This window comes from Sorangium sp. KYC3313, assembly GCF_052075895.1.
Lineage (GTDB): Bacteria > Myxococcota_A > Polyangia > Polyangiales > Polyangiaceae > Sorangium > Sorangium cellulosum_B.
This window is the reverse complement of sequence record NZ_CP197255.1, coordinates 10,734,552-10,758,889: the sequence shown is the minus strand read 5'-3', so window position 1 is coordinate 10,758,889 and position 24,338 is coordinate 10,734,552. Positions and strand designations below refer to the sequence as shown.

Below are 24,338 nucleotides of genomic sequence, written 5' to 3'. Positions count from 1 at the left end.
CCGCGGGCGACGCGTCACTCAAGAGGGCCGTCCTTCCAGCCGGCCGCGCCCTCGTCGGTGCGCTTGCGGATCTGGAACTCCACCCTGCGGTTCTTGGCCCGGCCGTCCGGGGTGCGGTTGTCGGCGAGGGGGCGGCGCGCGCCGAAGCCGCGCGCTTCGAGGCGGCGGGCGTCGATGCCGTGCGCGGTCAGCCACGCGACGACGGCGAGCGCGCGGCGCTGCGAGAGGCTCAGGTTCGCCTGGGCGGCGCCCTGGTTGTCCGTGTGGCCGTCGACCGCGACCCGGGCGATCTCGGGGTGCTCCTCGAGGACGGCCGCGACCTCGGAGAGCAGCTCGAAGCTCTCCGGCTCGATCTCGGCCCGGCCGGTCCGGAACTGGACCTGCTGCAGGATCACGATCTGCGAGCCCTCGATGCGCACGGCGAACGGGCAGCCGTGCGTCGCGCGATCCTCGCTCGGCCTGCCGCGCTCGTAGGGGCAGGCGTCCGCGGCGTTGGGGATGCCGTCGCCGTCCGTGTCCGCGGGGCACCCGTGCCTCGACGCAGGTTGGGACCCCGCGTTCGCGGGTCCCTCGGGCGTGGGTTGGGACCCCGCGCTTGCGGAGGGCTCGGACGTGACCCCGGACCCCGCGCCGCCCGGTCCCGCGCCGGCGGCCGCGCTGCTGACCCCCGGCACGTCCGGGCAGCGATCGTCGACATCGTAGATCCCGTCGTCGTCCCGGTCCGGCGGGCAGCCACGGCGGAACGCCGATCGGGCGCCCGCCGCCGCGGCCGGCGGGCGCGCCTCGCCGATGACCCGGGGGCAGGCGTCCTCCGCGTCGGGGACCGAGTCCCCGTCGAAGTCGGCGGCAGGAGGCGCGGCCAGCGCCGCGCCGCGGGCGCCCGTCGTCCCGGTGGACGCGCCGGCGATGGCCGAGGGGGCGGCGGCAGGGGGCGCCGGCGGAACGACGTCCGCGGCGACGCCGAGCGCCGCGAAGAAGCGCGCCTTGGGTGTGCCGGGCAGCCGCCCGAAGCCAGGGCCCGCGCCCGCGTCGAGCGTGAGGGGGCCGAGCGACCAGCGCGCGGTGAGCAGGAGCTCGCCCCCCGCGCGGCCCGGGACCGCGAGCGCCGACCCCTCGCCGGCGGCGGCCCAGACGGAGAGCTCCGACCCGAGCTGCAGCGGGCCTTTGCGGACGCCCGCGCCCGCGGAGAAGAGGACCTCGCTGCCCGTCAGGCTGTCCGCCGAGGCCTTCTGGAACCGGCCCCCCGCCGAGGCCGACCAGCGGAAGCCCGGGTGCTCGGCCCCCACGATCACCCGCGGCGCGTAGCGCACGGCGCCGGCGCCGGCGAACGCCGCCTCGTCTCCCGTCGGCAGCCAGACGGAGAGCCCGAGCGCCGCCGCCGGCCGGAGCCCCTCCTGGGGCAGGAGCGTCACCCTCCCTCCCGCCTGGAGATCGCCGAGCGTGGCGCCGCCGGCGGGCGCCGTGACCCGGATGCCCCCGAGCGCGCCGGACGCGCCGCCCTGATCCAGCACGAGCGGCGCGTCGAGATCGAGCTTGATCCGGCGCAGGAGCTCGACGCTCGCGAGCGCGTGGAGGAGCGCCTGCCGGCCCACCCACGTGACCGACCCGGCAGGCGAAGTCCCGCGCAGGCTGAGGGGTTGATGAGAATAGGAGAACAGAAGTCCGACCGCGGGCCGGAGCTCCCCCGATACGCCGGCAGAAGGGACAGTGGATAGCCCGTCGCCCGCGGGCGCGGGAGCGAGCCTGTCGAGCGCTGTGGCCTCCTGCGCTGCGGCCGGCATGGAGGCCGTGGCCGCGGCGACGAGCAGCGGGGAGGCCAGGAGGGGCGCGATGACGCGCGCCGACCAATACGCCATCGGTCTGCTCGTATCCTATTGCCTGGTCCCTTGCAACGCCGATCTCGATCCGGTAGCGTGCCGCTGCCGTGGCACCGTCAAATGGCCAGTCCGTCGCTATCGCGGTGCTCCTCGGCTGCGCCACCCATGCTGCGATCCACGTCGGATACGCCGGCTTGGCGAGCGCCGGAGAGCCGACGCCCGGATATCCGGAGGCGGTCATTCAATGGGGCGTGCAGGCGGGAGAGACCTGCGACGACATCGCGGCGGTCCTCTACGGCTCATCCAAGCATGCAGGGCTGATCCAGCGGTACAACCGCGTCGCGTGCGGCCCGGGCACGACGCTCGCCGAGGGGCTCACGCTGGTCCTCCCGGCCGAGGTGACGTCGATCCCCGACGCGAAGCTCCGGTCGATGCACCCGGACGTGCGCGCGCGCACGTCCGGCGGCGCCTGGTCGCCCGCGGCCCAGGGGATGCCCCTGCTCACGAACTCGAGCGTCAACACGCTGGATGAGGGGAGGGCAGATATCGAGTTTGTGGATCGGACTCGGGTGCTCCTCGCGCCGAATACGCTCGTCGTCATCTACGGCACGGCGAGCCGAGCGCGGGTATCGAAGACGCCGCCCGCGGCCGTCGAGCTCGCGGACGGCGAGGTGAAGGCCGCGCTCGCCGCGCTGCGGGGCCAGTCGGTCGAGGTCGCCGCGAGCGGGGGCGGCCGCGTGAGCGCGTCGTCGCGGGACACGGTGGTGCAGCGGCGCGGGGAGCGGACGACGGTCGCGGTGTTCGACGGCAAGGCGGGCGTCACGTCGGGCGGCCTCTCCGTCGTGGTCCCGAAGGACCACGGCACCCGGTTCGTGGGCAAAGCGCCGCCCGCGCGCCCGCGCCCGCTGCCGGCGCCGGTCGAGTGGACGACCGCGGACGCCGCGCAGATCGCGCTCGCCCCGGAGGGGCTCGGCGTCCTGTCGGCGTCGTGGAAGCCGGCGCCCGCCGCGGCCGGCTACCGCGTCGAGATCGCGCGCGACCCGGAGTTCAACGATCTCATCGCCCGCGAGGAGGTGAAGCCGGACGTCCTGTCGTTCCGCGCGGAGAAGATGCCGGCAGGCGCCTATTTCCTCCGGGTCCGGGTCGTCGATCGCGAGGAGTACCTCGGGGTGGGCGCGGTGCGCAGGTTCCACCTCGTCGCCGCGCGGGCCGCCGGGGGCGTCGCCCCGGCGGCGCAGGAGATCACCGCGAACCCCTACGGGATCGTCGAGCTCACGCCGTCTCCCGCGCTTGAGCTCTCGCTCGACGACGGCCCGTTCGGCCCCGTCCCCGAGCGCATCGATCTGCTCCAGCGCGCCCCGCGCGCGCTCCGCCTGCGCGAGCGCGGCAGCGCGGTTCCGGGCGCGGCGACGTCGCTTCCGGTCCGGTACACGAAGGTGGGCGCGGTGGTCTCGGTCTCAGTCGCGCGCGCGGCGGCGACGGCGCCGGGCGGGCCGGCGCTCGAGGCCCGGGTCGAGCTCGAAGGGCTCGCCGGGGTCGACGTCGCGCGGCGGGTGGCGCCGCGGCTCTTCGCCCACCTGCCGGGGGGGGTGCGCTCCGTCGCGCTCGCCGGCGGCGATCGCGGCGGCGCCCTGACGGCGCGGATCCCGCTGCCCCGGGAGGCGCTGCGCCCCGGCGCGCCGCTGCGCGTCCGGCTCGACGTCGCCGACGGCCGCGGCGGCGTGATCGGGACGAGCGACGTCGAGCTGCCCGCCGCGCCGGAGGCGCCGAGCGCCGCGCCGCCGCCTGCGCCCCCGGCCGCGCCCGTGCTGGGCGCGTACCTCCCGCTCCTCCCGATGTCCGGGGTGGCCGATGGGCTCTGGCTCGCGCCGACGCCGCCCTCGGTCGTCGCCGTCGGCGCGGCCGCGGCGCGCTCCGGGGGCGGCTGGGTCGCCGCGGGGCAGGTGCGCGCGAGCGGCGCGATCGGCCCGCTGGGCCTCGACGTCGCGCTCCGCTCGAACCCGGCCGGTGAGGGGGATGGCGCGGGCGCGGGCAGCACCGGCTGGTTCGGCGCGCGCGCGCGCGTTCTGCGCCTCGGGCGCTCGGAGATCGAGCTCGGCCCCACGCTCCGCCTGGGCGTGCCCATGGCCGACGGGAGCCCGCCTCTCCGCATCGAGCCCGGGATCGCGCTCGGCGGCGCCTCGGGCCGGCTCACGTGGGTGGCCGATGTCGGGGCCCGCATCCGCGCCTCGGGCGACGGCGCGGCGGTGGGCGAGGGCGAGGGCGCGGCGGGCGGCGAGGGTGCGGCGGCGGGCGGCGAGCCGGCCACGCCGGCAGTGCAGGGCTTCCTGCTGGCGGGGGCGACGGCGGATCCGGCGCCGTGGCTCCGGCTGCACGGCGCGCTGGATCTGCACCTCGTCCACCGGGAGGTGAGGGCGGACGACGTGCTCGGCGGGCTGTCGGCGGGCGTGGAGGCGGGCGGCGCGCTCTTCGGGGCGCTGTCGGTGCGGGTGAGCCCGTGGCGCGACGAGGGCGAGGGCCCGGTGACGGCGCAGATCGCGGTGGGCTTCCGCGCGGCGTCGCCGTGAGCGCGGGCGACGGCGAGCGCCCGCCGCCGGACGGGGACCCCGACCGCACCGTGCTGAAGGGCCAGCGGGCGCCGGACGGGCGGGCGCCCGCGCCTCGACCGCGCGCCGACCGCTTCGCGGCCGCGGAGACGCTCCCCTCGGAAGAGCCCGGCGCGGGCGCGGCGCAGCGGGCGCGCGCCGGGCGGGTCCTCGGCGGGAAGTACAACCTCGTGCGGCTGCTCGGCGCGGGCGGGATGGGGGAGGTCTACGAGGCGGAGCACGTGCTCCTCGGCGTTCCGGTCGCGGTGAAGACGATGCACCCGCACGTCGCGATCCTCCCGGAGAGCCGGCGGAGGTTCTTCCGCGAGGCGCGCGCCGCGTCGCGGCTCGTGCACCGGAACGTGGTCAAGGTGCTCGACCTCGGGGGCGACGAGGACGACGGCGACGGCTCGATCTACCTCGTGATGGAGCTGCTCAAGGGGCAGTCGCTCGGCGCGCTGCTCCGGGCGTCGCGCGAGCTGCTGCCGCTCGCCGAGGTCGCGGCCCTGTTCGCGGACATCCTCGACGGCGTGGGCGCCGCGCACGCGAGCGGCATCGTCCACCGCGACCTCAAGCCGGAGAACGTGCTGCTCGCCGAGCAGGACGGGGGGCGGGTCGCCAAGGTCGTCGACTTCGGCCTGGCGCACCTCGACGACCCGCTCGACGCCGGACCGACGCTCACCTCGAAGGACATGGTCGCGGGCACGCCGGAGTACATGAGCCCGGAGCAGTGCCGCTCGCTCGCGGTGGGCCCGAGCACCGATCTGTACGCGTGCGGCTGCATCCTCACGGCGCTGTTGCAAGGGACGCCGCCGTTCGTCGGCCTCCCTGCGGTGGAGCTCATGGCGATGCACATGTTCTCGATCCCGCCGCCGCTGCGCCGGCCGCCGGGGGCTCCGCCGGTCCCGCCGCTCCTGGAGCGGCTCCGGCTGGATCTCTTGGCGAAGCTGCCCGAGAAGCGCCCGGAGAGCGCCGCGGCGGCGCGGTCGCGGCTCGACGAGGCGATGTCGCGGGAGGCCGAGGCGCGGCGGCTGCCCGCGCGCAAGGCGGACGCGCCGCCCGGCGACCGGGCGGAGCGGGCGCAGGCCTGGCCGGACGGCGAGACCGCGCAGCTCGCGCCCGTGCCGGAGCGCACCGTCGCGCTGCTCCGGCTCGCGCCGGCGGGGCAGGGGCTCAGCGAGGCGTGCGAGATCGGGCTCGACGCGCAGGGGATCCACCTCGCCGAGGTGCCGGACGCCGCCGCGCTGCTCGAGGCGGGGCTCGGCGTGGCGGTGATCGACGCCGGCGCCGACGTGGAGGCCGCGTGCGCGCTGCTCGAGGCGCTCGGCCGCGCGGCACCCGGCGTGCGCGCCGTCGTGTGCGCGTCCGGGCTCTCCTCGGACCGGATGAACGCGCTCGTGGCGGCGGGCGCCGCGGACGTGGCGCGTTATCCGGTCGCGCCGGACGCGCTGTCTCGCAAGATCGCGCGCGTGGTGCGCCGGGGGCGCTAGTCACCCTCGCCGCGCCGCTTTCCTTGGCACCTTCGTCGACCCCGCGCTCTGTCGCCGGTCGGAGACGCGGCGACCCGGGAGCTCAGCTCGTTCACACGAACGAGCGCGAACGGATCGAGCGCGGTGCGCGAATGACGGAGGCCAAACAGCTCGTCAGTTTGCCCTTTTTTCTGTTCTCTTCTCGTCGGCGGCTTCGAAAAGACGAATCTGGTCGGCCTGGGCTTTCTTGAATGAGGGGCGATCCGTCACACGGGTTACATAGGCCTCGGTCGCCGGCCGATCGCCGAAAGCGCGGACCTTCGGGACCCGTAGTACATCCGCCATCAGCAGGTCTGCGACGGTGAATCGGCCGGCCGCGAGCCACTCTCGCTCGCTCAGTACCTTTTCGAGCTGGTCGAGGCGCTTGCCCATCCATCCGGTGAGTTGATTGTCCTCATCGCCGCATATTTTCAGGAACCACCACGGTACGGTGACCATCTCGATCGAGTTGAGCGCGGCGATCGTCCATTGCAATGTCTCCGCTTCTCCAGCCGGATCAGGCGGCATCAGCTTGTCGCTTTTCCGGGCCAGATGCAGCAGCCCCGCACCACTTTCGAATATCTCCAGCCCTCCGTCGTTCAGGAACGGAACCTGGCCGAATGGCTGGCGTGCGCGATGATTGGTCTCGCGGTCATCGAATGGGATTGTCTTGACCGCGTAGATGAGGTCGGCTTCCTCACACGCCCATCTCAGCCTGAGATCACGCACAAAACCACGAGGGCCTTCAGGCACCCAGTCGTAGGTCCAGATGGTCAGGTCGCTCATCGCAGCAATCCTTTCCTGGTTCGGTCGGCCGGGAATCATTCTCAACGCGATGTGAGGAGTATTACGCGGCCGAGTGAACTCGTTGGATCTGTTGGTTTTTATAGGCGGATCAGTGGATCGTACTTTTTGTACGTCGTGTCAACCGCCGGTCGTTGGTGGAAAATTCTTGAGAGATCGGAATGGCCTTGCGCGGGAAATCCTCGCACAGAGCCCATCCCTTCTGCTTCATGTCCGACGAGCACAACGGGGTAGCGACGGATGAGGATGGCGGTCCGCCCCCAGATCACGGCGCAGTCCCGCAAACGCCTGTCTCACCGGACGTTGGCACAAACGGAAGCCTGTCTCACCCGGCATTCGCACAGATTGCCCCGGCGGTCGACGCGCGCCCCGCGCGCCGCTCCCCCCGCGCCTTCGGCCACGTGAAGGCCGCGCCGCGCTCGGCGTCGTAGAGGATTGGACAGTCGAGGCGCCAAGGACGCCAAGAGGAGCGATTTTTACGTGTCTCTTGGCGTCCTTTCTGTTCACTTTCGCTGTGTCCGGTACGGCCGAGCGCCGCGCTGTCTAGTAGAAGTCCGGGTGGACGCAGACGTCGACGGCGTTGGTCGCATAGCCGAAGTGAGAGCCGACGTTCGCCTTGCACTTCAGGAAGCCGCGGCAGGTCGCGTGATTGCTGGAATCGCAGTCGCCGTCCCCGAGCCCGCAAGGCTCGTCCACCGTGCACCGGCCGGAGGTATCATCCTTGTTGTTGTTGAACACCATCGTCCCAGGCATCCGCGGCAGATCGCACACGTCGGTCGAGTCGCTCTCGCCGATCGCGTACCCGACGTTCGGACGACACACGAGATCGCCCTGGCAATCGGCATGGGTGTCGCAGTCCCCTTCGTAAATCTGACAGCCGCCGATCGAATTGCAGTATCCGCTCGTGCTGCTCGACTGGCGGCTGGTCGACTCGACGCACAGGTCGTAGTCGTTAGGCAGGCCCACGAGGGCTCCGTTGTTGTTGCCGCAGACAAGCCCGGTTTGGCAATCGCTGTCCGAATCGCAGTCGCCCTCTCCGGCGCCGCACTTGCACCCGGGGGTGCAGAAGGCGGGGTCAGGCTCGCTGGTGTCGAACGCCCCACACGCGAACGCGTCCATGAGCCATGCATTGAAGCCAGAGGGGTGATTCGCGCTGCCGTTGCTAATCGAGTGAATCCCCTCGAGCACCCACGTGCCGCCGGATTGAGCATCCCGCCAGATGGGGCTGCCAGAGTCACCGCCTTCCGTATCGATATCCACCGTAATCCGCGTGGAATAGGTAGGATCCGGCACGGCCGCCCCCCCCGCGGCGACCGCGAACGTCCAGCCCCCGTTCATCCTCGCGCTCTCCTGGAACACGTCCCGGGTTCCCCTGGTGGATGAGAGGCTCATCGGAGGGCCGTTCAGGTCCACGGTGCTCGAGAGGTGAGCGAGCACGATATCGACCTTCCCGTGGTTCCCGACGCTGCCGAGGTTCGATTCGGCGATCGGGTGCCAGTAGATCTTGTCCACGCTCGCGGTGAGGCCGGTGGTTGATACCACCGAGTAGACGGTCGGATCCGTGTTCGAGACGCAGTGCTGGTTCGTCAGGACCCAGGTTGAATCGCCCCCCGAGCCCAGGGCGTCCGGTAGGAACACGGCGGAGCAAATGGACGAGCCGCTTCTCCTCCAGCGACCGACGAGGCCCGTGACAGTCCCAGCGGTGGCGCTCGTCAGCGCCGACTCCGCCGTCCGAAGCTCCTCCCCGCCTACGGCGTCCGATACCGCGCTCTCCGGAGCATCGGCGACACAGCCAACGAACGCCGCTGCGATCATTGCGAAAGGAAACCTTGCGATCTTCTTCATTCCCAGCGCCTCACCGCCGTCCCTCGGCGAGACGGCATCAGATGGATGACCACATGCCTTCTCCTCGGCATGCAGCCGTACTGTGCGCCGCCCGCATCACGGCCCAACGTGACCAGCCGAACGCCGGCACGTCGCGCAGCAACCGCCAAGCAACGCCAATACCAGGCGAATCTACGCCGAGGTACGCCCGTTTACCAGCCTTCCGGGCGAGATCATCGATGCGCCCCATCGCAGCGCACCCGGCGCAAAGCGCGCCGAAGGCGGGGCTGCCAGTTCGCAGGGTCATGGGGCCACCCCAATCGCAGGAGGATGGGGCCACCCGCGCGGGGGCGTGACCCAGTTTTTCGCAGAATCATGGGGCCAGCTTCCGAGGTTTTTCGCAGGGTTATGGGGCCAGCTCGGGACGCCGCGGTCGGGATCTGAGACGGGCTCCTTCCGATGACGGCGCGGGTCGCCGCCGGAAGGAGGCCGATGCTCTACCGAGAGCTGATCATGGTTGACATCAAGAAAATGCTCCGCCGTCGTGCGGCGGGGCAAAGCGCGCGTCGGCGCCGAAGCGGTGCTGCGGGTGCGCGTCGAGAATTGCGGCGGACCGGCGCGCGGGCTCTACGTGGAGATCGGCGGAGCCGCGCTCGCCGATGGGATGGTGCGCGCGCTGGCGGTGGCGATCGAGGGGGGCGCGGTCGTCGCGTTCACGCGGAAGGAAGCGGTGGCGCGCGCCGAGCTGCCGGAGGCTGTTCTGGAAGCGGGCTTCATGCCCGCGGCGTCAGAAGGCGCCTCCGCGGCGCTCCCTCCGCAACCGGCGATCGTGATCGCGCTCCGGGTGCGCGCGGAGCGGGCAGGCCAGGGGCTCTTGAGCGTGCGCGTGGGGCCGCGAGGAGCGACGGGACGGCGGGATCGGCGATGGTGGGACGGTCGTTCACCGTCGAGGTGGGGTGAAAGCCATACCGCGGTTTAAGCAAGGATTGAACGGGGAGGCGGGGAGTTTTCGAATTCCCATCCCCATTCCTCATTTCTCTTCTCTGATCGGGGCCTTTGACCCGTGACGACGACATGATCGCGACGATGGAATCGGCCATCTCTTGCCGTGACTTCGTCCTCGGCAAGGAGCTCTCGATGGCCGACGTTATCTTCGGCGGCACCATCGCGTGCATGCTCGACTTCACGATGCTCGAGCCCCCGAGCACACCCACATCCCGGTGAGCCGACGCACGCCTTACCCCGCCGGCGGCGGGCTCCCCGACGACTCCAGGCGCACGCTCGAGCCCTTCGTCGCGCTCTCGGCGGCGGCCGCCGTGACCTCGCGCATCCGCCTCGGCATCGGCATCTGCCTCGTCGCCCAGCGCGACCCGATCGTCACGGCGAAGGAGGTCGCCACGCTCGATCTCGTCGCGGGCGGTCGCTTCGACTTCGGCATCGGCGTCGGCTGGAACGAGGACGAGGCGACCCACCACGGCGTCGACCTCCGCCGCCGCCGGGCGCTGGTGCGCGAGCAAATCCTCGCCATGCAGCGCCCGTGGAGCGACGAGGTCGCCTCATTCGAGGGCGAACTCGTCCACCTCCCGACGCGGCGCTCGAGCGTGGCGAGATCGAAGCCAGGCCGAACGCGAGCCACCCGCCCCTTGGACAGCGCGATCTCGAGCGGCTCCGCCACGACCGGCGAGGCGCCGGCCACCGCTGCACCGGCAGGAAGCGCGGCGCCTCCGTTGAGGACCACGACAGGGGCTGCGAAGGTCCGCAGGCCCGCGGCTTCCAGCGGCACCAGTACAGCTGGTAAAGCTTGTACCCCTCGTGCCGCGCGAGCTCCTCGGCAATCAGCCCGCTGCGCTTCCATCGCTCGACCCCCTCCACCCTCGTTGCCATCGCTTTCTCCTTCGTCGCGAAGGGGGACAGGCAACCGGCGCTGCGCCGAGGATCACGCTGGCGTTGATCGGGCGCCTGCGCTACGGACGGTCATGTTTCCAATGATCCGCCAGCATCGAGACCGTCGGAGCTCCTGCCTTCCCCCTGCCGCTGTCCTGCGATAGGCTCGCGTATCCGTTCGCGACAGGGGGCGTTGGATGGCGGCGGGGAATACTGGGGCGACGTCGAGCTCGTTCGGGGACATGAGGCTGCGAAGCCGGCGACGTCTCCCCGGAGAGGCGCGATCGCAGCGCTGCAGGGAGATGCTGCCAGGGGGCAATCCGGCGGTCGAGGAGGGGCGAGCCTCGATGGGATCTCTCTTTGCGTCACACAGAATCCCAGATTCGCTCACCCGACGAAGCCGCTTTGAGAGGCAGCAGTTGTCTCGTGACGAAGAAGTGGGTCGACTCGCTGCCGCGGGATTGCGAGTCGCTGGGAGAGACCCTGGTCTTGCACAGGTCTGGAGAGTGATGCAGGAGTAAAGCATCGATCTGGGCCTCGCGCCATATGAAGGTGATATATGCGTTTTCGGCGACACGGAACAGATGTTACGGCGGTGACTATTCACATGTCGAGCGCCGAATGGAACTCTTCGGCCAGCATCGAGCTCGCCGATGTTCCACGCTCGGATGGTTTTCCCAGAATAACGAGCAGTGATCCTGATGTGGTTGGCGTCGATGGCATACCTCGCGTACGCGCCGTTGGTAATTTTCGTTTTACCTCGGCGCGCTTGCTACAACGTCAGGTGGTGGCGCTGTAACGGTGACCGCGGCGACACGGTCCGGAATCCAGGCGACACTGAGCGTTGCGGTTGACGTCGCGATAGAGTTGCCGGATCCTGCTACTGAAGCTGGAGCTGTCGCCAGGCTGTTGATGTCGGAGGCCCGCGGTCCTTCTCACGCAGACTACCTGGCAGCAGACACATTGGATAGTATGGGGTGGATGCAACGGGTCCTGGAGAATCGATTGGCGAACGATCCTTCTCGATTCGGGGCACGCGGGGCGAGAAATTTGTCGGATTTTTGAAATTTTGTGCGGAATGCTATCGATGTGGCTCGGTTGCGAGGGATCCTGGTAGAGCGGGGCGCGGCGGAGGCCGGCGGCCGGCACCGGCTGCGAGGCGCCGAACAGGGCCAGATCGATGTCGCCGAGGACCAGCGCGGGGGTGACGTCAGGGGAGAAGCGCTCGATCTCCAGGCGGACGAAGGGGGCGTGTTCGCCCAGGTGGTCGAGCACGTCGGGCAGCGTCGTGAGCTCGAAGTAGTCGACGGTGGCGACGCGGAAGGTGCGCGCCGAGGTGCGCGGATCGAAGGGCTCGGGGGAAGCGAGGGCGCGGCGGAGGTGCTCGAAGGCGGCGGGCAGGGCCGCGCGGAGCTGGAGCGCGCGTGGCGTGGGGGTGAGACCGCAGCCGAGGGGGACGAGGAGGGGATCGCCGAAGAGCTCGCGCAGGCGCGCGAGGGAGTGGCTCATCGCCGACTGGCTGATGTGGGCGCGGCGCGCCGCGGCGCTGACGCTGCCCTCGACGAGCAGCGCCTCGAGGGCGGGGAGGAGGTTCAGGTTGATGCTCCGGACATCGATCTCGCTCATGCCTGGCATGAGATACATCCCATTTTCCTCATGGGTTCAGCGACGCATGCTGGGCGGCCTATGAGAGCGTGCGATGTCGAGGTCATGGTGACGGGGGGTACGGGATTCATCGGGCGCTGGCTGCTGGCCGAGCTGACCCGGACGAAGGCCGTGGCAGCGCCGGTGCGCCGGGCGCGGCAGCGGGCCGCCGAGCTTGCCGCGTTCGTCGACGCGCACGGCGGCGGTTCGCGGCGGCTCCTGGTGGTCGAGGGCGATGTCGAGGCGACGTCGCTCGGTCTGTCGGAGCGCTTCGAGCAGGTGCGCGACGTCTATCACCTGGCGGCGCGCTTCGCCTTCGGGCTCGGCGTGCAGGAGGCGCGGCGCTGCAATGTCGAGGGCTCGCTGCACGCGGCCGAGTGGGCGCTCGGGCGGCCCCACCTGCGGCGCTTCGTCTACCTCGGCGGCTACCCTGGTGCGCCTGTTGCCGGAGGCGCTCACCGGGGTGACGCGAGAGAGCCTGTCGTTCCTCGCCGAGAATGCGTATGACACCAGCGCGGCCGACGCCCACGCCTGCGCGGTCGGTCTGGTGATGCCGCCGATCCATGCCAGCGTGGAGCGCTGGTGCGACTACCTGGTGGCGACGCGCTTCCGCGCCTCACCCGGGAATGCGCCCGGCCGCCGGCGGCTCCAGGAGCAGAGAGCGCCTGCGCTGATCCCCTGCGGCTCAGCGAACACGCGGGCGGAGCGCCCGCGCTTGCGTTCGGTTGGAGAGCGATCCGCGCTAGGGCAGATTGGCGGAAGAGATCTGCCAGCTCCTGTCGGTGCAGAAGCGGCAGCTCGCGCCCACGAGCATGCCCTTGCCGGTGGCCGATTCGTCGCCCTTGAGCCACCAGTTGAGCCACGCCAGGTTGACCTGAGTGAACTCGCCGCCGTTGCGCGCCCACAGGTCGCCCCCATGGTCCGCGCCGACCTTGGCGAACATCATGACCGGGATGTCACCCCGGGCGGCGATGTTCTCGAAGTCTCTCGCGCCGTTCTCGTTCGCGCCCAGGCTGTCCGCGGTGCCGGTGACGATCAACACTGGGGTGTGAATCGACTTGTAGAAGGCCTGATTCACCGAGAAAGAGCCGCTGCTCGTGTGTCCCCAGGTCGTCATCCTGGGATCTGCGGCCGTCCCCGCCGCCATCAAGCCGCCGCAGGAGAAGCCGTTCGCGGCGACCTTCGTGGTCTCGATCTTCCGGTAGTAGGCGCTGCAAGGCTTCTCGTTCTCGGCGATCACCCAGTCGACGTAGGCGAGCAGCACGTCGCCGCCGCCCCCGAGCTCGCGGTTGGGCTCCTTGCCTCCCGGCGTCCCGTCCGCCACCACGAAGTAGCCATGCGAGGCGATCTCGGCCATGGCCGCTTCGGTCGCGAGCCCGTCTCGCGAACATGCGCCCTCCCCCCAGACGAAGATCGGATACTTGGCGTTCCCACCGAGATCCTCCGGGCGAAAGATGGTGCCCTGGTTGATGCCCGGGTCTGAATTCGTCTCGACGACCACCTTGTGAGGGCCGCTCCCCGACCGGCTTCCACCGGCCGGTCGTGACCCGGTGCACGTGCCGGTGAAGCCGCCGCCGTCGCCGCCGTCGCCGCCCGAGCCCCCGCTCCCGCCCGCCATCTCCCCGCCGCCGGCAGACGCTCCTCCGCCCGTGCCCGCGCCCGAGCCGGAGGGGTCGGACCCTCCGGCCGTGCTCTGCGAGCTGCTCGAGCCCGAAGGCAGAGGCCCCCCGGTGGTGCTCGCCTGCTCGCCGCCCGAGCCGCTCACGCTCCCTCCTGCGCCCGCCGGGGCTCCGCCGCTCCCCCCGATGTCGCCGTCGCCGTCGGAGCCGCCGCAAGCGCCGACGATCATGCCCAGCGCGGCCAAGGTGAAAGCCAAACTAGATTTGTTCTTCATAACAACACCGTATTCCCTCGAGCGATCGAAGAAATGGACTCCACTCGCGTCTCTCCGCGATTCGAGTCGCTGGTGGCCTGGTGTGCCCCCGAGGCGTCGCCCTCGACTCGACCCACGCCATGAATCTTTATCGCAGCTCGGATGAGGCAGCGCCCGGCCCGGCGCCGGCCGGGCGAGGTCGCGATATGCAATCACGACGCGGGGCGAGCGCGGGGCTGCCTGAGCCGACGGCAGAATACCCGGCTTGAAGTCGAAATGGTCCAGGTTGAACCGCCGATCGGACCGGCTCCCCGCGAACCGCAGGCAAAGGTCGTGCACGCCATCGGCCGGTGTCATGGAACATTCGATGTTTACCTGACCTTGCCATCCTCCCGTGGTGCTGGCGGGGCACGTGTACACGGGTCTTCAGGCGCCCCACGGACCCTGGCGGCACGCCGTCGATCGTCGAAGCAAAAGGATGCCCCTCGAGGAGGAAAGTGAACGTTCACATTCCCGATGTCAATTCCAATCGACCGGCCTGCGGCTGTCCTCGATCCCGAGGGGAGGACGAGGCTGGCGGGCGCTCCTTCGGAGCGCCGCGTCGAGTCAGGGCCCTTTCGGAGCGCCGCGTTCGGAGGGGTGGGTGCAGGATCGCGATCTTCGCTGGTCCGCTCGGCAGGCGCCGAGGCGACGTGGCCATGCCCGCATGTGTGTGCGTTCACAAATGTGTAACGGGACGGAATGCGCTGGAGGCTGGAGAGGCTAAAATCTCTTGACATCCACGAATGCGCTGGGGCGTCCTACCCGCCGGAGGTCTCGATGTCGACCGCGCCCGGCCAACGAGGCGACGCGACGAGGCGGAGGCTCTGCTGCCCGCTGCGCGCTGCGCGCGGAGCCCCGGAGGAGACGCCGCCTGCTCGGCCCGCCGGTGGCGTTCAGCAGGAGAGGGGCGGCAGCGTCGGTTCACCAGGTGACGCGGTAGGTACACGAGTCGGCGCCGCGCAGCTCGATCTGCTGAAAGAACAGGACTGGCGCGGCGGGCCCACCTGGGAAGGCCGGGAGTCGATCCTGCTGCGGACGCAGGATGACCCGATCATCACCGACGACAACATGGCGACCGAATGGTGGGCGTTCGGCACGTACCCCTAGAGGACCGATCAGGTTGATTTTGCGATAATTCCGGTCGCTTCGATGCAAGGCTCGACGGTTTCGTCGGGCCATGATCTCGTCCGCGTCCGGAGGTGCACGGATGGAACGATGGTTGCCGCCGGTGGAGCTGTCGCGGCAAGAGCAGGCGCTGATGAAGCGGCTGACGCGCGTGAGAGCACTGTTCGGCTTTCTCAGGCTGCACCGGCACGAGCTGTTCGATGAGACGTTCCAGGAGCAGCTGGAGGGCATGTACCGGACGACGGGGGCAGGCGAGGCGCCGCATCCACCGGCGCTGATGTGCATGGTCACGCTGCTCCAAGGCTACGTCGGCGCATCGGATGCCGAGGCGGTGGAGTTGTGTGTCGTGGACCTGCGCTGGCAGATGGTGCTCGGCTGCCTGGGCGCGGTGACGCCGCCGTTCTCGCAGGGCGCGCTGCAGGCGTTCCGAGAGCGGATGGTCGCGCACGAGATGGACCGGATGCTGCTGGAGCGGACCGTGGCGCTTGTTCGGTCCGGCGCGATGACGGAGGGCGAGAGGCGTGCGGTGTCCAAGGCGCTGCGCGTGGCCATCGATAGCCGCTCTTTAGCGGGGGCCGGGCGGGTTGAGGACACGATCAACCTGCTCGGCCACGCTGCACGCAGCATCGTCCGCGTCGTGTCGAAGATCACGGAGCGTCCGCCCGAGGAGATCTGCCGCAAGGCGGGCATCCCGCTGCTTCTGGCTCCCAGCATCAAGGCCGGGCTCGACCTGGACTGGAGCGACTCGAAACAGAAGGCGGCGGCGATTCAGATCCTGGAGCGGCAGGTCTCGTCGTTGCAGCAGTGGGTCGACCGCCACATGGACGACGTCGTCGAGCAGCCGCTTCGCATCTATCTGGATGCGGTCACCCAGGTTCGAGACCAAGACCTGGAAACAGTCGAGGATGGGACCGTACGCATCCGGCAAGGCGTTGCGCCTGACCGCCGTGTCTCTATTGAAGACGCTGAAATGCGCCACGGCCGCAAGAGCCGCTCGAAGCGGTTCGACGGCTACAAGGAGCACATCGCACGCGACCTTGACCTTCCCATCATTGTCGCCTGCGCGGTCACGCTCGCGAATCGGCCCGAAGAAGAGGGAGCCTCGCCGATCGCCAAGGACATTCAGCGTCAGCGGCTGCGCATCGTCGAACTCCACATCGATCGCGCCTACGTGAACAGTCCCGTCGTTGATGACGTGCTCCGCGCGAAGGGCCGGGTGTTCTCGAAGCCTTGGGGGCAGCGGGCTCGCAGCCCCGACTTGTTCAGCAAGCGCGACTTCAAGATTGACCTGCGTACCAAGACGATTACGTGTCCGGCAGGGCAGGTCGAAGTGTTCGAACCGGGCGACACGGTCGAGTTCGATCCTGAGGAGTGCGGCGCGTGCCCTCTCCGAGCCAAATGCACTCAAGCCGCGTCGGGACGAGGCCGAACCGTGTCCATCGCCGAGGACGAGGCGCTGCAGCGCAAGTTCCGGAAGCTGCAGCAGACCGGGCCAGGACGCGCCGTGCTCCGGCAGCGCACGGCTGTGGAGCATGCGCTCGCCCATATCGCGGCGCGGAAAGGACACAGCGCGCGCTACATCGGCGCCAGGAGAAACCTATTCGACCTCCGGCGCGCAGCCGCCATCCAGAATCTCGAGGCCGCCCAGCGGCTCATCCAGGAGGCGGCATAACCTATCGAAACTAGACGATCTTCAACATGTTTGTCGTCCTAGGTTGCGACATCCTCGAAGAACAGGGCGCGCCAGACGCAGCCAGCCGGGCTCATGTCACGAGCCCGTCCTGAAACGTGATGCTGCCGAGCACGAAGGTCTGCTCGGTGTACCGCCTGTCACTCGTTCCAGTTCTTCCACTCGTTCCAATTCTTGGACTGAGTCTGCCACACGCCCTTGTTGTTGTAGTCGCCACCGTCTTTGAGGAACGCGTCCTTGCGGGAGTTCTCCCCGCCGAGGTGCCAACGCATCCAAGCAACGTTCGCTCCGGCGCCGTCCCAAGGCCCCGAGCCGTGACCACCGCCCTTCATCTTGCCGAGCCAGACTGGCCCCTTGTTGCCGGCGTTGTTGAAGTCACCCTCGGCGTTGGGCGCCTCTTGACCCGTTTCACCGTAGATGATGCCGACAGGGATCTTGAGATTGACGAGGGCGTTGTGCTCGAAGGAGCCGCTGTTGTTGAGCAACGCGGTGGAGACGCGCTTATCGGTTTGAGCAGCCGCTTCCGACGACAGCCCGCCCATCGAGTGCCCGAACACACCAACGCGGTCGAGGATCAAGCGGCCGTACATGGGGCTGTTCTGATCGGCGTCCTGAGCCTCCAGCCAATCGATCGCCGCCGACATGAGCACGGCGTTGCCCGTCGACTCTCGAATACCGACGACGACGAAGCCGTGCGAGGCCATGCGCGTCAGCAGCTGTAGGTAGTCGCGAGGAGGGGTACCTCCGCCCGGACCCCAAATGGCCACCGGGTGCTTCTTGTTGGGCTCGGTGGTGAGCGTCGTCGGCCTGACGAGAATGTGGCCACCGCCGCTGAACGAGAGGTCCTGAACCGTCGTCTCGAGCGGTCCGTTAGCGTTCACATTGTCACCCGCCAGCACCACTTCGGGCCGATTGACCTGGCCGCCGCCGCCGCCGTCGCCGCCCGAGCCTCCGTTCCCGCCAGACGTCTCCCCGCCGCCGCTGGCAGGCGCTCCTCCGCTCGTGGCCGAGCCGGAGGCGTCAGACCCTCCGGCCGTGCTCTGCGAGCTACTCGAGCCCGAAGGCAGAGGCCCTCCGGTGGTGCTCGCCTGCGCGCCGCCCGAGCCGCTCACGCTCCCTCCAGCGCCCGCAGGGGCTCCGCCGCTCCCCTCGAGGTCGCCGTCGTCGTTCAAGCCGCCGCAAGCGCCGACGATCATGCCCAGCGCAGCCAAGGTGAAAGCCAAAGTCGATTTGTTCTTCATAACAACACCGTATTCCCTCGAGCGATCGAAGAAATGGACTCCACTCGCGTCTCTCCGCGATTCGAATCGCTGGTAGCCTGGTGTGCCTCCGAGGCGTCGCCCTCGACTCGACCCACGCTATAAATCTTTATCGCAGCTCGGATGCGGCAGCGCCCGGCCCGGCGGTGCTGACGGGGCACGTGTACACGGGTCTTCAGGCGCCCACGGACCAAGGCGGCACGCCGTCGATCGTCGAAGCAGAAGGATGCCCCTCGAGGAGGGAAAGTGAACGTTCACATTCCCGATGTCAATTCCAATCGACCGGCCGCGGCTGTGCTCGATGCCGAGGGAGGACGAGGCGGGCGGGCCTCCCTCGAGGCGCCGCGCCGGGTCAGGGCTCGTTCGGAGCGCCGCGTTCGGAGGGCGTGCGGCGCAGCTGGCGCGCGGGGACATCTCGACGGTAGCTCACGGTGGTGATTTCGCTCACAGCAAGTCAGCTGACATGTTAATTTTATTGGATTATTACACGGGCGAGATTCACAGGGCAGATCATGTCCACTCGACCGACCCGGAGGCGGGAGAGGCTAAAATTTCTTGACATCCGCAAAGGCGCTTGGACTTCCTGCCCGCCGGAGGTCTCGAGGTCGACCGCGCCCGGCCAACGAGGCGACGCGACGACGCGACGAGGCGGAGGCTCTGCTGCCCGCTGCGCGCGGAGCCACGAAGGAGACGCACGCTGCTCGTGCGGGCCTCGATGATCAGCGAAGGGTCGAGGTGCGCTGCCCGCCGATGATCAACATCCCAGGTTCACCATGTGACGCGGTAGGTACACGAGTCGGCGCCGCGCTTCCGCGACGGGCGGGACTCGTCGAGCACGACGTCGACGCGCGGCCTGACCCCGCGCGACGCCGCTCGCCGCGCCGTGCCGAGCAGGATCCCACGATCGAGCTCCGAGGGATAAGGCGTATCGCAGACCATGATGATCTGGTGCTTCTCCGGATGACAGCGGTAGTGGCCGATCCCCTCCCGCATGACGCCGGTCGCCGGATCGAACATCACCTCTCCGTCGAGCCTGTGATTCATGTGGTATGCCACGTCGATGCTCTGGAGGGCATCCACCATGGTCGGCGGCATGGCCGGCCACACGGCGTGATCCACGGTCGCTTTCCCGATGGCGAGCAGCGTATGGTCCCCGGTCGCCCGGGCCACGCCCTTCAGCATGTCGAGGAGCATCTGGAGAGGGTACCACTCGCCCGCGACCAGGTCGGACGCGCCCATCGTCGAGAGCACCTTCTTCCCGATGTCTCCGTGCGCCCCGAGAGCCGTGGCGACCGACGCGAAGGTGGTCCCGGTGCCCTCGAGCCCGGGATGAGGAGAAACGTATTGAACCATATCCGATGGTGGTTGAGGCGCTCCTTCCGCCGATGACCGACGATATCGAACATCGCGCGACACCGCAAGACGCCCCGCTCCTCGCCGGCTTGCCCGCACGCGCGTTCGCGCTCCTGTCGTCGGCGTGGGCGTGGAGGTCGATGTAGGAGGACGACCCCGCCGACCCTCGCTGCCGGCGAGGACGATCTCCGGCGCGGGGTCTCATGCGACCAGGGGCCGGGAGATCTCGCCGGCCTGCTTCGCCTGGACGATGGCCCGAGCGAACCACAGGTACTCGTCGAGGAACCTGTCGGCCGCCTTCGCGACCTGCTCGCTCCTGAGCTGGAGCGACTCGTCAAAGACGTTCTGGACCTCCGGGACGAGCAGCTTGAGGGGCAGCGGGAATGCTCCCAGGCTCAGGATCACGTGCTGGAGCTGCGTCGAGGCGTTGATGCCCCCGAGCTTCCCCGCGGAGACCGCGACCACGCCGATCGGCTTCTTGTCGAACTCCTCCCAGAAATGGTCGAGGGCGTTCTTCAGCACGCCCGAGAAGCTCCCGTGGTATTCCGGCGTCACGAACACGAGCGCGTCCGCCCCGCGGAGGCGCGCGCTCAGCCCCTGAACCGTCGCCTGGAGCTGCGGGGGGCGACCCGACCGGTCCTCCAGGATCGGCAACGGCGTCTCCGCCAGATCGATGAGATCGGCCTCGGCGCCCCGCTCCCGGAGCTTCCGCTCCAGGTGATGGGCGATCTTGTGCGACTGTCTCCCGCTCCTCACGCTGCCGGTCAAGATGGCTACCTTCATGGTGGTGCTCCCCGGGAGGACGTTCTCCCGATGGGACGAGGGTAAGCCCGGGATGTCCGCCTGCTGGAGGCGGCGCCAATCCATTGGACAATGGTCAATCCGTCGTCAGGGGCGCGCCCCCGCGGGCGCTCGCGCCCCGGGCCGCGCCGGCTCGATGCAGCGTGTGCATGAGGTCCATGGCGCATATGAATTGGTGCGCGCCTCACGAGGAAGTAGATCCCCCTCGCTGAGAACAGGACGAGCGTGCCACTCGGAGGTCCTTGCTTGTCGGGCGTCAGAACCTTGCTCGACGCCGGCCAGGCATTGACACGTCGTCATCGGGCCCGCCCGGTGATCCTCGCTCTGCCTCGAACATTTGGGAGCTTGTCATGAGAGCGAACCACTTCATCATTGCTGCTGGCTTTTTGTCCGTGGGGGCCGCCGCGGGGTGCGCGGCGCCCGCGCCCGCCGGGGAGGAGGCCGCCGGCGAGGCCCGCTCCGAGGTCATCTATGGCCAGGACGACCGAGAGGAGCCCTTCACGTACGCGGATCCCGCCTGGGCCGCGCGGGCGCTCGACTTCACCGTGGCGCTCGTCCCCGCGTCGGCCGTCGACGACTCGGACCCGAACGACATCCAGATCGCCGGGCCCACGTGGGCGGGGCGCGACGGCGTGTGCCTCGACGAGCGCTTCGCGTCCCAGCCGGCGCTCGCCGACTGCAGCGGGACGCTGATCGACGACGACCTGGTGCTCACGGCCGCGCACTGCATCAACAACTGCAACAATAGCCGCTTCGTCTTCGATTATGCGATGACGCCGTCCGGCCAGCTCGGCCAGATCACCAGCGATGACGTCTACAGCTGCGTGGATTTCGTCAGCTATTACCAGGACCGGCGGGGAGCGGACTACACGGTCGTGCGGCTCGACCGGCCGGTCGTGGGGCGGACGCCCGCCGCGGTGCGTGTGTCGAGCGATCCCCTGGCCGTCGGCACGCCGCTCGTCGTGCACGGCTTCCCCCGCGGGTTGCCGCTCAAGCTGGCCGACGGGGCCGCGATCCGGAGCAACGCGCCGAGCCTCGACTTCTTCGTCGGCAACCTGGACACGTTCGTGGGCAACTCCGGGTCCGGGGTGTTCGACCTGAACACGAAGGAGCTCGTGGGCATCCTGGTGCGCGGCGAGCGCGACTTCGCGCAGGACGGCGACTGCGTGCGTCCGTTCACCTGCGCCGACGACGCGTGCCGCGGCGAGGACGTGACCTATGCCTTCCGGGCCATCCAGGCCATGTGCGAGCGCACGGCCTCGGACCTGTGCTCCTGCGGCGACAACGCCTGTGGCCCGCTCGAGAGCCCGGCCTCGTGCGCGAGCGACTGCTCCTGCGGCGACGGCGTCTGCAGCAGCGGCGAGAGCACCACGTCGTGCCCGGCGGACTGCCAGCTGGAGGTGCTGTACGACTCCCACGCGCCGCAGCCGAGCTGGGTGACGCCCGGGATCCAGGTGCGCAACACGGGAAGCGAGAGCGTGTACCTCGCGGGCTCGACCGTGCGGTACTACTTCAGCCAGGAGCCGCCCGGCCCGCTCGAGGCGACCTGCTGGGGTTGCTCGAGCGAGCTCGAGATGAGCTTCCACGAGGTGCCCGGCGGCGGCTGCGCGGGCGCGACGCATTACCTCGACGTGCGCTTGCCGTTCCTCTCGGTCGATCCCTCATCCTCCACCGACCGGTTCAACATCGCGTTCCACGCGTCGAGCTGGCAGGCGTTCAACCAGTCGAACGATTACTCCCACGCCGGGGGCAGCTGGAACTGGGCGCCGAACCCGAAGATCACGATGTACCGGCTCGGCTCCAGGGTCTTCGGCGACGAGCCCTGTCCGGGCCTCTTCATCCCGCCCGCCGACTGACCGCCTCGGCCGAGGTTCGCGGTGTTCGAGCTCCACGAGCGCGAGCTCCTGGCCGACGGACTCCGACGCCGACGGCGGACGCGCGGGTGACCGGGCGGGCGGGGATTGGCAGCCGACCGAGGTGCGGAGGAGGGAACAGGAACACGATCTCGCCGGCGGCCGCGACGCTTGACGACGGGGGGCCGGTCTCGATATTGCGCGCATGGGGCGACCATCCACCGGGCGACGTCCGCAGTTCCCTTCCACCGTGCCACGACCGGTCCGGGCGCGCGCCGGGCGCACGCCGACGGAGCGGACCCCGTTGGCGCTGCGGACCTTCGGCGTCGGCGTCGACGAGGCGACGAGGGCGCACGTGCGCCAGACCCTCGGGGCGAAGCTCGGGCGGTTCGCGACCGACATCGAGCGGCTCACGGTGCGCTTCACGGACGTGAACGGTCCGCGCGGCGGCGTCGACGTCGCGTGCGACGTGAAGGTCGTCCTGAGCGGGCACCCCAGCGTCGTCTACCAGATGCGAGGTCGAGAGCCGCGCGAGACGATCGACAGAGCCGTCCCGGGGATCGTACGGGCCGTGCAGAGCGCCCTCGCGCGCGCGCCGCGCGCCGCATCGCGCGCGCCGGCGCGCGGCCCGAAGCCCACGGCGCGAGCGGCGAAGCGCAGCGCGGCGGCCCCGGCGCGGCTCGGTCATCCATCGCCCGAGGGCAGCTTCGTCGGGCGGCGCGTGGGGCGCAGCAAGGAGAACCTCGAGCGCGCGCTGGAGCGGCCGGAGAAGTCGCGGCGCGACGTTCCCGTCGACACGGCCGCTCCGGGGCAGAGCGCGACCGACCGGAAGGCGGGCGGCGGCTCGACGGCGCGGCGCAACACGATGCGGAGGACACGAAAGGCCACCGCGACGCTCGAAGACTCGGCGCAGGACCGCCCGTCGCGCAAGTCGACGCGCAAGAGCGCCAATCGCGCGAAGCAGGGCTCGAAGCTCCAGCGGCGCGCGGTCCGGCAGGCGACCAGCCCGAGCACCCGGGCCGCGAAGGCCGCCGCCCGCTGATCGGGCGGTGCGCTGCTGGCCGCCCTCGGCCGTGAAGCCTCCCGCGAGCGCCAGGCACAATGTTCTCGCCGGCGCGCTGGCACGGGCGATGCTCGAGGCGGACGCGGTCCCGGCCACCTGGTCCTCGCGCGGCGGGTGACCGACGGGACACGCGTGCTCCACGAACCAGAGAGGTCGCCCATGGTTGCTCCGCTCGGAGAGTCCCCGAGGTCGCTTCGCTTTGCGCAGGTCGACTTTCACACCGTGCGGGAGAACCGGGGTTGGTTCCTCGCGATCGGCGTGGCCTCGATGGTGCTCGGGGTGCTCGCGTTCGTCATGCCCTTCGTCGCCTCCCGGGTCACCGCCATCGCCCTCGGCTGGTTGATCGTGCTCGCCGGCGTGGCCGAGGGCTGCCACGCCATCCAGAGCCGCGGCTGGGCCGGCGCCAGCTGGGAGTTCGTGAGCGCCCTGGTGCAGGTGGCGTTCGGGCTTCTCCTTGTGCTCGCCCCGATGACCGGCAAGCTCGCGCTGATGGTGATCGCCGCGGCGTACTTCGTCTCCGAGGGCGCGCTCAAGCTCATCCGCGCCTATCAGCACCGCGGGCTGCGGGGCTCGGGATGGCTCGTGTTCGACGGCCTCCTGGCGCTGGGGCTCGGGATGCTGATCCTCACGGGTGGCGCCACCACGGCCGTGAGGGTGCTCGGCTTGCTCGTCGGAATCAGCCTCCTGACCGGCGGTATGTCGATGATCCTGATCGCGCTGGGCGGCGATCGCGTGCTCCACACGCGACCGTGAAGAGGCGACCTCCGCGCCGTGCAGAAGGGCACACCCCTTGCTCGGGGTGGGGTGCGCGGCGAGCGCGAAGGCCAGGTTGGCAAACCGGACACACTCTTTGATCATGTCGCAAGCAAGGAAGCTCATCAAGGATCTCGCGGCAGGACGCTACGACGCCCGCCTGCGAGGAACACGGAAGGTGTGCGCCGTGCAGCTCAGCGACGACGAGCGCGTCGTCGTGGAGATCGCCGACGGGTCCTTCGGAATCGCGCCCGAAGGCGCGATCGAGGACTGCCAGCTCTCCTGCTCGCTCGACGATTTCCTGCGGATCTTTCGCGGTGAACAGAACCTGATCACGGCGATCATGCAGGGCCGCGTCGGCGTGCGAGGAGACCTGGGCGTCGCCCAGATGTTTCAGAGCGTCTTCTCCCCGGGAGATCAACAGGCTCCGGAAGCGACGCGCTGAGCCACCGTCATCGGA

The 24,338-nt window shown here is 69.8% G+C and carries 20 protein-coding genes; 12 read left to right on the top strand and 8 right to left on the bottom strand.

Going from position 1 to position 24,338, the window contains the following annotated elements:
- Positions 1 to 14 precede the first annotated feature (14 nt).
- A complete protein-coding gene (locus tag ACSRUE_RS40870; protein WP_441288281.1) occupies positions 15 to 1,856 on the bottom strand; it encodes an OmpA family protein in 1,842 nt (613 codons plus the stop codon).
- Between the two features lie 68 nt (positions 1,857 to 1,924).
- Between ACSRUE_RS40870 and ACSRUE_RS40865 the strand changes: the two genes are divergently transcribed.
- A complete protein-coding gene (locus ACSRUE_RS40865; RefSeq protein ID WP_441288280.1) occupies positions 1,925 to 4,384 on the top strand; it encodes a FecR domain-containing protein in 2,460 nt (819 codons plus the stop codon).
- Positions 4,381 to 5,892 carry a serine/threonine-protein kinase gene (locus ACSRUE_RS40860; RefSeq protein ID WP_441288279.1) on the top strand — a complete coding sequence of 504 codons (1,512 nt, stop codon included), beginning with the start codon at positions 4,381 to 4,383 and terminating at the stop codon, positions 5,890 to 5,892. The genes ACSRUE_RS40865 and ACSRUE_RS40860 overlap by 4 nt, the downstream gene beginning before the upstream one ends.
- A 153-nt stretch (positions 5,893 to 6,045) precedes the next feature.
- On the opposite strand, the gene ACSRUE_RS40855 is transcribed toward ACSRUE_RS40860, so the two are convergent.
- Positions 6,046 to 6,696, bottom strand: a complete 651-nt coding sequence (locus ACSRUE_RS40855) for a glutathione S-transferase family protein (protein WP_441288278.1) — start codon at positions 6,694 to 6,696, stop codon at positions 6,046 to 6,048.
- Positions 6,697 to 7,257: 561 nt separating this feature from the next.
- A complete protein-coding gene (locus ACSRUE_RS40850) occupies positions 7,258 to 8,352 on the bottom strand; it encodes a trypsin-like serine protease (protein ID WP_441288277.1) in 1,095 nt (364 codons plus the stop codon).
- A gap of 730 nt (positions 8,353 to 9,082) precedes the next feature.
- Between ACSRUE_RS40850 and ACSRUE_RS40845 the strand changes: the two genes are divergently transcribed.
- From ACSRUE_RS40845 to ACSRUE_RS40835, 3 genes are all read left to right on the top strand, one after another.
- Positions 9,083 to 9,517 carry a hypothetical protein gene (locus ACSRUE_RS40845; protein WP_441288276.1) on the top strand — a complete coding sequence of 145 codons (435 nt, stop codon included), beginning with the start codon at positions 9,083 to 9,085 and terminating at the stop codon, positions 9,515 to 9,517.
- Between the two features lie 77 nt (positions 9,518 to 9,594).
- Positions 9,595 to 9,762 (top strand): hypothetical protein, encoded by a 168-nt coding sequence (locus ACSRUE_RS40840; RefSeq protein WP_441288275.1) that lies wholly within the window; start codon positions 9,595 to 9,597, stop codon positions 9,760 to 9,762.
- Entirely contained in the window at positions 9,708 to 10,586 is an 879-nt protein-coding gene (locus ACSRUE_RS40835; RefSeq protein ID WP_441288274.1) for an LLM class flavin-dependent oxidoreductase, read from the top strand. Before ACSRUE_RS40840 ends, ACSRUE_RS40835 begins: the two co-directional genes overlap by 55 nt.
- 616 nt (positions 10,587 to 11,202) lie before the next feature.
- On the opposite strand, the gene ACSRUE_RS40830 is transcribed toward ACSRUE_RS40835, so the two are convergent.
- Positions 11,203 to 12,066 (bottom strand): LysR family transcriptional regulator, encoded by an 864-nt coding sequence (locus tag ACSRUE_RS40830; RefSeq protein ID WP_441288273.1) that lies wholly within the window; start codon positions 12,064 to 12,066, stop codon positions 11,203 to 11,205.
- Between the two features lie 42 nt (positions 12,067 to 12,108).
- Between ACSRUE_RS40830 and ACSRUE_RS40825 the strand changes: the two genes are divergently transcribed.
- Positions 12,109 to 12,573, top strand: a complete 465-nt coding sequence (locus tag ACSRUE_RS40825) for an SDR family oxidoreductase (protein WP_441288272.1) — start codon at positions 12,109 to 12,111, stop codon at positions 12,571 to 12,573.
- Positions 12,574 to 12,808: 235 nt separating this feature from the next.
- On the opposite strand, the gene ACSRUE_RS40820 is transcribed toward ACSRUE_RS40825, so the two are convergent.
- Positions 12,809 to 13,942, bottom strand: a complete 1,134-nt coding sequence (locus ACSRUE_RS40820; protein WP_441288271.1) for an alpha/beta hydrolase family protein — start codon at positions 13,940 to 13,942, stop codon at positions 12,809 to 12,811.
- An 816-nt stretch (positions 13,943 to 14,758) separates the two neighbouring features.
- Between ACSRUE_RS40820 and ACSRUE_RS40815 the strand changes: the two genes are divergently transcribed.
- Complete coding sequence (locus tag ACSRUE_RS40815; protein ID WP_437769570.1) at positions 14,759 to 15,088, top strand: hypothetical protein; 330 nt, start codon at positions 14,759 to 14,761, stop codon at positions 15,086 to 15,088.
- A gap of 100 nt (positions 15,089 to 15,188) precedes the next feature.
- Positions 15,189 to 16,778, top strand: coding sequence for an IS1182 family transposase (locus ACSRUE_RS40810; protein WP_441288270.1), 1,590 nt, complete (start codon positions 15,189 to 15,191; stop codon positions 16,776 to 16,778).
- Positions 16,779 to 16,936: 158 nt separating this feature from the next.
- Here ACSRUE_RS40810 and ACSRUE_RS40805 read toward each other — a convergent pair whose 3' ends face one another.
- The 3 genes from ACSRUE_RS40805 to ACSRUE_RS40795 all read right to left on the bottom strand — a co-directional run bounded on the left by ACSRUE_RS40805 (position 16,937) and on the right by ACSRUE_RS40795 (position 20,191).
- Positions 16,937 to 18,037 carry a poly(ethylene terephthalate) hydrolase family protein gene (locus ACSRUE_RS40805; RefSeq protein WP_437769569.1) on the bottom strand — a complete coding sequence of 367 codons (1,101 nt, stop codon included), beginning with the start codon at positions 18,035 to 18,037 and terminating at the stop codon, positions 16,937 to 16,939.
- A gap of 786 nt (positions 18,038 to 18,823) precedes the next feature.
- Positions 18,824 to 19,408 carry a hypothetical protein gene (locus ACSRUE_RS40800; RefSeq protein WP_441288269.1) on the bottom strand — a complete coding sequence of 195 codons (585 nt, stop codon included), beginning with the start codon at positions 19,406 to 19,408 and terminating at the stop codon, positions 18,824 to 18,826.
- 201 nt (positions 19,409 to 19,609) lie between these two features.
- On the bottom strand, positions 19,610 to 20,191 hold the full coding sequence (locus tag ACSRUE_RS40795; protein ID WP_441288268.1) for an NADPH-dependent FMN reductase: 582 nt from the start codon (positions 20,189 to 20,191) through the stop codon (positions 19,610 to 19,612).
- Between the two features lie 368 nt (positions 20,192 to 20,559).
- Between ACSRUE_RS40795 and ACSRUE_RS40790 the strand changes: the two genes are divergently transcribed.
- From ACSRUE_RS40790 to ACSRUE_RS40775, 4 genes are all read left to right on the top strand, one after another.
- Positions 20,560 to 22,065, top strand: coding sequence for a trypsin-like peptidase domain-containing protein (locus ACSRUE_RS40790; RefSeq protein WP_441288267.1), 1,506 nt, complete (start codon positions 20,560 to 20,562; stop codon positions 22,063 to 22,065).
- A 301-nt stretch (positions 22,066 to 22,366) separates the two neighbouring features.
- On the top strand, positions 22,367 to 23,104 hold the full coding sequence (locus ACSRUE_RS40785; RefSeq protein ID WP_441288266.1) for a hypothetical protein: 738 nt from the start codon (positions 22,367 to 22,369) through the stop codon (positions 23,102 to 23,104).
- A gap of 180 nt (positions 23,105 to 23,284) precedes the next feature.
- A complete protein-coding gene (locus tag ACSRUE_RS40780; RefSeq protein ID WP_441288265.1) occupies positions 23,285 to 23,878 on the top strand; it encodes an HdeD family acid-resistance protein in 594 nt (197 codons plus the stop codon).
- A 103-nt stretch (positions 23,879 to 23,981) separates the two neighbouring features.
- A complete protein-coding gene (locus tag ACSRUE_RS40775; protein ID WP_437769563.1) occupies positions 23,982 to 24,323 on the top strand; it encodes an SCP2 sterol-binding domain-containing protein in 342 nt (113 codons plus the stop codon).
- The last annotated feature ends 15 nt before the right edge of the window (positions 24,324 to 24,338 follow it).